This window comes from Arthrobacter sp. SPT-J7, from assembly GCF_059089965.1.
The window spans coordinates 1-5,308 of sequence record NZ_JBNHFF010000216.1 but is presented as its reverse complement, the minus strand read 5'-3'; the positions used below and the strand labels follow the sequence as shown (position 1 = coordinate 5,308).

The window sequence follows — 5,308 nt, the reverse complement described above, 5'->3', positions numbered from 1 at the left end:
GGAGGATCGGAGACCCGCCTTGATCGGGTCCACGAGCGCAGTGAACCTGGACAACACACCTTCACCCGTGAGCCTGGCGATGCGGGTGTACGCGTGTGCCCGCGAAATATGGACATTCTCCGCCACCTGCGTGACGGACATGCGGCCGTCCCGGGTCAGCTCAGAAATGATCCTGCGGTCGATGTCGTCCAACGGGACGGGCTCCGTCCCGGCGTCCCTGGTTGCCAATGTCCCCACGGCCTGTCAGTAATACGGTTCACACTTACAATTCGTCTCCCAGTGTAAAGGGAATTGAACATGTCTTCGCGATTACCGGACAAGCCTGAATACGTATCGGCGTCAGTAATGCGGGTACGAGGACTTGGTGCGGCGGACTTCGTCTCGGTTAGCTGCCGACCGGATGAAGTCGCAGTCAGCCGCAGGAAAGGCTGAGGGAAAAGTGATTCAGAGGCGGAGGGGACCACGCTGTCCCCTCCGCCTCCATCGCCGCACCAGGAGCCCCCATAGAGGATATCCCTGCCACCTGGTGCGGAGCCTTCTCTCTGTAATGACCGGAGAACAAGACTTCCGAACATTAAGGACAGACGTTTTGGTCAATCCGTCCTCTAGTGTGTTCCAACTCGCAGGGAGAGGTCAAGGTGTTTTCCAAACGGACGAACCCATGAGGGCGTACGCAAATCTGCGATGAAAGTTCTTCCGCCAAGCGGCATGCGCCGGACGCCCTGCGGCGTCACACGTTGCGTTGTTCCTGCCCGCCCCGAAGTTCGTCTTGGGCGGCTTGCAGCAGTGTGCAGTTGCGGTTGCAAGCCGCCATGATGAGCCGTCCTGCTGCTTCCTCCGGGGTGCAGCCGCTGCGTACAGCTATCGCCTGGGATGCCTCCGCAATCACCGATCGCGATACCAGTGATCCCTCCAGGGCCAGGAACTGATAGTCCCAGAGGCCCATCGAGGGCAGTTCCTCCGGCGTGCGGTGGAGGGAATGGACGGCAGCCGCCGTCCGGGCCTGAAGTACGGACCGGGCTGCGGCGAGCAGTTCGGCCGCTTCCGGAAATGCCAGCCGATAGACAAGGTGGCCCCCGGACCACAGGCACTGAATCAGGTGCTGCCCGCGCATCTGGCCCAGGTGCCGGGACAGATGCGAAGCCTTCACCCCCGTGCCCTCGCAAAGCTCCGGGATAGTTGACTCACCGTGCGAGAGTAACTCCAGGATCTGCGCCCGGACCGGATGGGCCACGGCCTTGAACAACTCCGCGGCAGCAGACATCGACGGTCCGGGGCCGCCGCCGTGAACTCCGTCTGGCACAGCCTGGTGGCTCTCCATGCCAATGTCGTAACTGCTCATGCGCTTTGCTCCCTAAAGGGCCTGCATGCCATTATCCTCCGTCGTTCGGTCGCCGGCCCCGGAAATTGCCCAGATCTTCACTGTTCTTATGGGTGAACCACAGGAAGCGTTCTCTATGCGGCGAGCTTCCGACCAGACAAACGAAAGGCCCTGCCGGCGTGATGCTGGCAGGGCCTTCTAGTTTCAGCAGGTCGCTGGTCTCAGTGAGCGGCTGGTTGGTCGAACCGCTGACCGGCCGGATTGGACGGCAGGATCATGAATACAAGCAGTGCCAGGGCGCCCAGGAACGGCACGAGGATGAGCAGCAGCAGCCAGCCGCTGAAATTGCCGTCATGGAGTCGTCGAACGGACAGCGCCAAGGACGGAACCAGGGTGGCTAAACCCCAGATGGCGAGGAGAATGTAGCCGAAAGTGGCACCCGGGCCGGCAGTCGTGGCGCCTGTAAGGCTCGAGGTAGTTGACCCCGTACCGACGATGATGTTGAGGAGGATGCTCACTGCAACAGCGACGAGTGTCCACCACCAGTATTCACTGCGGCTGGCCCGGCCCGAGAACGTGGCGTATTTTTTGAAGAAGCGTTTGACAGCGACCGGGAAAGGCGCCCCGTAGTAGGGAGCCCAAAGCGGCGGCTCGCCCTGCCAGGATTGCTGCTGCTGAGCGTTCGGCTGCTGCGAAGGATAAGGCTGCTGGGACGGGTATTGCGGCTGGCTCAAGGTTTCCCCCATTTAGTTTTACAGTGAAGCGACGCGCTCATCGTACGGCCCGTTGGCGACGAAAGCCCTGCTCAGCGGGAGATTTACGCCAAATTTCACCAAGCGATAGCGGACTTGCGTGACTGATGATCGCTGCGGTTCACCGGTGTCGGGGTGATTTGGCGCGCTGCCGGTTGGTGCTCAGTTGGGGAACCGGGGTAATTGGGTCTCGAGCCGCCGCTAGGGTTTTGTGCCCGCGGCCGTGGTTATGGGCTCCACTCCCGATAGCTTCCTTGCCGAGGGGACGGAGGACCTAAAGGTCCTCGGCAATGGTGCGCAGGGCCGCCAGATGGTGGGTGAACGCGGTGCGCCCGGCGGCCGTAAGAGAGAGCCAGGTGCGGGGGCGCTTGCCGACGTGACCCTTGCGAATTTTCACATAGCCTACGGCCTCAAGCTGGGAGGCCTGCCTGGAGAGCATCGAGTCGGAGACCTCGATAATGTCACGCACGTGGGCGAATTCGGCCTCGTCAACCTGGGCCAGCGCGGCGACGAGGCTCAGGCGCACCGGGGCGTGGATGTGTTCATCCAGCCGGTGCCGGGCGTGCTGGCCCTGGGGGGTGCTCACTTGGACCCCCAGCGGATGACAGCTGCGGCTACCAGGGCGGGAGCGGCAGCTGCGGCTGCACCGGCCAGCACCATCGGCCAGGTGTTGGGTGCGCTCTGGGCGGAGTGGTTCAGCCACGGCAGCACCACTGTCAGGGTCAGCACGAAGGAAGCCATGATCCCGCTGCGCGACCAGACCTTTGCCCGGCGCGGCACGGTCCGTGCCACCCGTTCGATCCACCAGACCGTGAGCAGCCACAGGGCTGCAAACGCCGCAGTCTTCACGGTGTGGCTGAACTGGTCGGCAAGTATGTTCTGGCTGGCCATGTAGAAGGCCGTGATCGCCCCGAACGCGGCCGTTGCCCCGGCATGCACCGCACGGTCTCGGGATGTTTCGATTGTCCTCCCTTTGATCGCGGACAGCTGCTCGCGGGCTTGTTCAGGGGTGGGGTGATTGCTCATGGTGTCTCCTGCTCAACAAAATGCGGATAACGCCATTGAAGCAAGTACTTTCCAATCTGGCAAGTACTTTCAATTTGCACGTCAGGGGGAAGATCAACTGATGCCACGCATCGCAGGTCGTCCCGAATCCCTGGTCGCCAATTTGTCTACGGCCCCTGTCAGTAACCTGCCTCACACTGGCAATTTGTCTCCGAACAAGGGTTGAATCATGCAGCTTCTCCACGATTCATCAAGAAGCTGGATACGAAACCTCCTGCGGGCAGATACTGGGGAGTAATAGTGGCAACAGAAGGACGGAACGATGACGATCTCCGCGAACCACACCGCGCCGGACCACACCAGCAAGGCGCCCGCCGAGGATGCGCTCCTTGAGGCTGCCAAGAAGTTCGGCATCACGGCCGAGGATTACATGCTCCCCGCCCGGCACCAAATCGAGATGGTGGACCCGGACGGCCGGCTCAAGCCCGAAGGTGAGCAGGGCACCGAACCCGGCCACGAGTACCCTTTGCCCGGCGATGAGGAGCTGCTGGCGGCGTACGAGCAGCTCGTCGTCGGACGCCGCGTGAACGACCAGAACTCCGCACTCGTCCGGCAGGGCCGCATGGCCGTCTACCCGTCCAGCCATGGGCAGGAAGCCTGCCAGGTGGCAGCCGCGCTGTGCCTGTCCGAGGGTGACTGGATGTTCCCCACCTACCGCGACGCCGTGGCCGTGATGACCCGCGGCGTTGATCCCGTGCAGGTGATGACCATTTTCCGCGGCGACTGGCACGGCGGCTTCGATCCCCTCAAGCACAAAGTGGGGATCCAGTGCACCCCGCTGACCACGCAGCTGCTGCACGCCGTCGGAGTGGCCCACGCGGCCAAGCTCCGCGGCGAGGACACCGTGGTGCTGGCCATGTGCGGCGACGGCGCCACCAGCGAAGGCGACTTCCACGAAGCCCTGAACTTCGCCGCCGTCTTCCACCTGCCCGTCATCTTCTTCGTCCAGAACAACAAATACGCCATCTCGGTGCCGCTGGCACACCAGTCCGTGGCGCCGTCGCTCGCCCACAAGGCCGTGGGCTACGGCATGGCCGGCGAACGCGTGGACGGCAACGACGTGGTGGCACTCCTCGCCGTCCTGGACCGGGCCGTGAAACTGGCCAGGGAGGGCTCCGGCCCCCTGCTGGTGGAGGCCAACACCTACCGCATGCAGGCCCACACCAATGCCGACGACGACACCCGCTACCGCGAGAGCGCTGAGGTTGCGGAGTGGCGGGCCAAGGACCCGGTGAACCGGATGCGGACCTACCTGACGGACCGTGGCCTATTGGACGACGACGGCGAGGCGCGGATCCGCGAGAAGGCGGAAGCGGTGGCCACGCAGCTGCGTGACGGCCTCAGCGAGGACGTACCGGTGGACCCGCAGGAGCTCTTCCGCCACGTGTTCTCCGCACCCACGCCCCAGCTGATGGAACAGTCCGCCCTGCTAGCCGACGAACTCGCCCGCGACGCAGCAGCCGCATCATCCCAGAACCCCGATGCACAGGAGGCCGGCAAATGAGCCCCACCATCACCACATCATCCGAAGCGAACGGCAACGTCAGCGCCGCCACCGCCCGGGCAGCCGCCTCAGCCGCTGCCTCCGCCGAAGCCGCCGGGCCCCAGCCGGTCACCCTCGCAAAGGCGCTGAATACGGCGCTGGCCGACGCGATGCACGCTGATTCTTCCGTCCTGGTGTTCGGCGAGGACGTCGGGACACTGGGCGGGGTCTTCCGCATCACCGACGGGCTCACCGCGACGTTCGGGGAGCAGCGCTGCTTCGACACCCCGCTGGCCGAGTCCGGCATTGTGGGCATGGCCGTGGGCATGGCCATCAACGGGATGCGCCCGGTGATCGAGATGCAGTTCGACGCGTTCGCCTACCCGGCGTTCGAGCAGATCATCAGCCACGTGGCCAAGATGCACAACCGCACCAAGGGTGCTGTGAAATTGCCGCTGGTGATCCGCATTCCCTACGGCGGCGGCATCGGGGGAGTGGAGCACCACTGCGACTCCTCCGAGTCCTACTACGCCCACACCGCCGGCCTGAAGGTGTTCACCCCGGCCACGGTCGCGGACGGGTACCGGATGCTCCGCGAAGCCATCGACTCCGACGATCCCGTGGTGTTTATGGAGCCGAAAAAGCTCTACTGGTCGAAGGACCTGGTGGATTTGGATGAGCTGCGGC

General features: G+C 63.8%; 7 protein-coding genes. 2 read left to right on the top strand and 5 right to left on the bottom strand.

The features are described 5' to 3' along the window. The 5 genes from AC5RWX_RS29670 to AC5RWX_RS29650 form a co-directional block, all read right to left on the bottom strand. Window positions 1–228 (bottom strand): Lrp/AsnC family transcriptional regulator (locus AC5RWX_RS29670; protein ID WP_494099805.1); only part of this gene is annotated, 228 nt, incomplete at its 3' end. 502 nt (window positions 229–730) lie between these two features. Beyond that, on the bottom strand, window positions 731–1,342 hold the full coding sequence (locus AC5RWX_RS29665) for a metalloregulator ArsR/SmtB family transcription factor (RefSeq protein WP_494099804.1): 612 nt from the start codon (window positions 1,340–1,342) through the stop codon (window positions 731–733). A gap of 200 nt (window positions 1,343–1,542) precedes the next feature. Continuing rightward, a complete protein-coding gene (locus tag AC5RWX_RS29660; protein ID WP_494099803.1) occupies window positions 1,543–2,055 on the bottom strand; it encodes a DUF805 domain-containing protein in 513 nt (170 codons plus the stop codon). 292 nt (window positions 2,056–2,347) lie between these two features. Continuing rightward, window positions 2,348–2,659 (bottom strand): winged helix-turn-helix domain-containing protein, encoded by a 312-nt coding sequence (locus AC5RWX_RS29655; RefSeq protein WP_494099802.1) that lies wholly within the window; start codon window positions 2,657–2,659, stop codon window positions 2,348–2,350. Beyond that, window positions 2,656–3,099: a hypothetical protein gene (locus tag AC5RWX_RS29650; protein WP_494099801.1), complete on the bottom strand. Its 444-nt coding sequence runs from the start codon at window positions 3,097–3,099 to the stop codon at window positions 2,656–2,658. Before AC5RWX_RS29650 ends, AC5RWX_RS29655 begins: the two co-directional genes overlap by 4 nt. Before the next feature lie 301 nt (window positions 3,100–3,400). Between AC5RWX_RS29650 and pdhA the strand changes: the two genes are divergently transcribed. Further along, window positions 3,401–4,642: a pyruvate dehydrogenase (acetyl-transferring) E1 component subunit alpha gene (pdhA, locus tag AC5RWX_RS29645; protein ID WP_494099800.1), complete on the top strand. Its 1,242-nt coding sequence runs from the start codon at window positions 3,401–3,403 to the stop codon at window positions 4,640–4,642. Continuing rightward, window positions 4,639–5,308, top strand: a 670-nt coding sequence (locus AC5RWX_RS29640; protein ID WP_494099799.1) for an alpha-ketoacid dehydrogenase subunit beta, incomplete at its 3' end; no start/stop codon positions are given. The genes pdhA and AC5RWX_RS29640, both read left to right, overlap by 4 nt.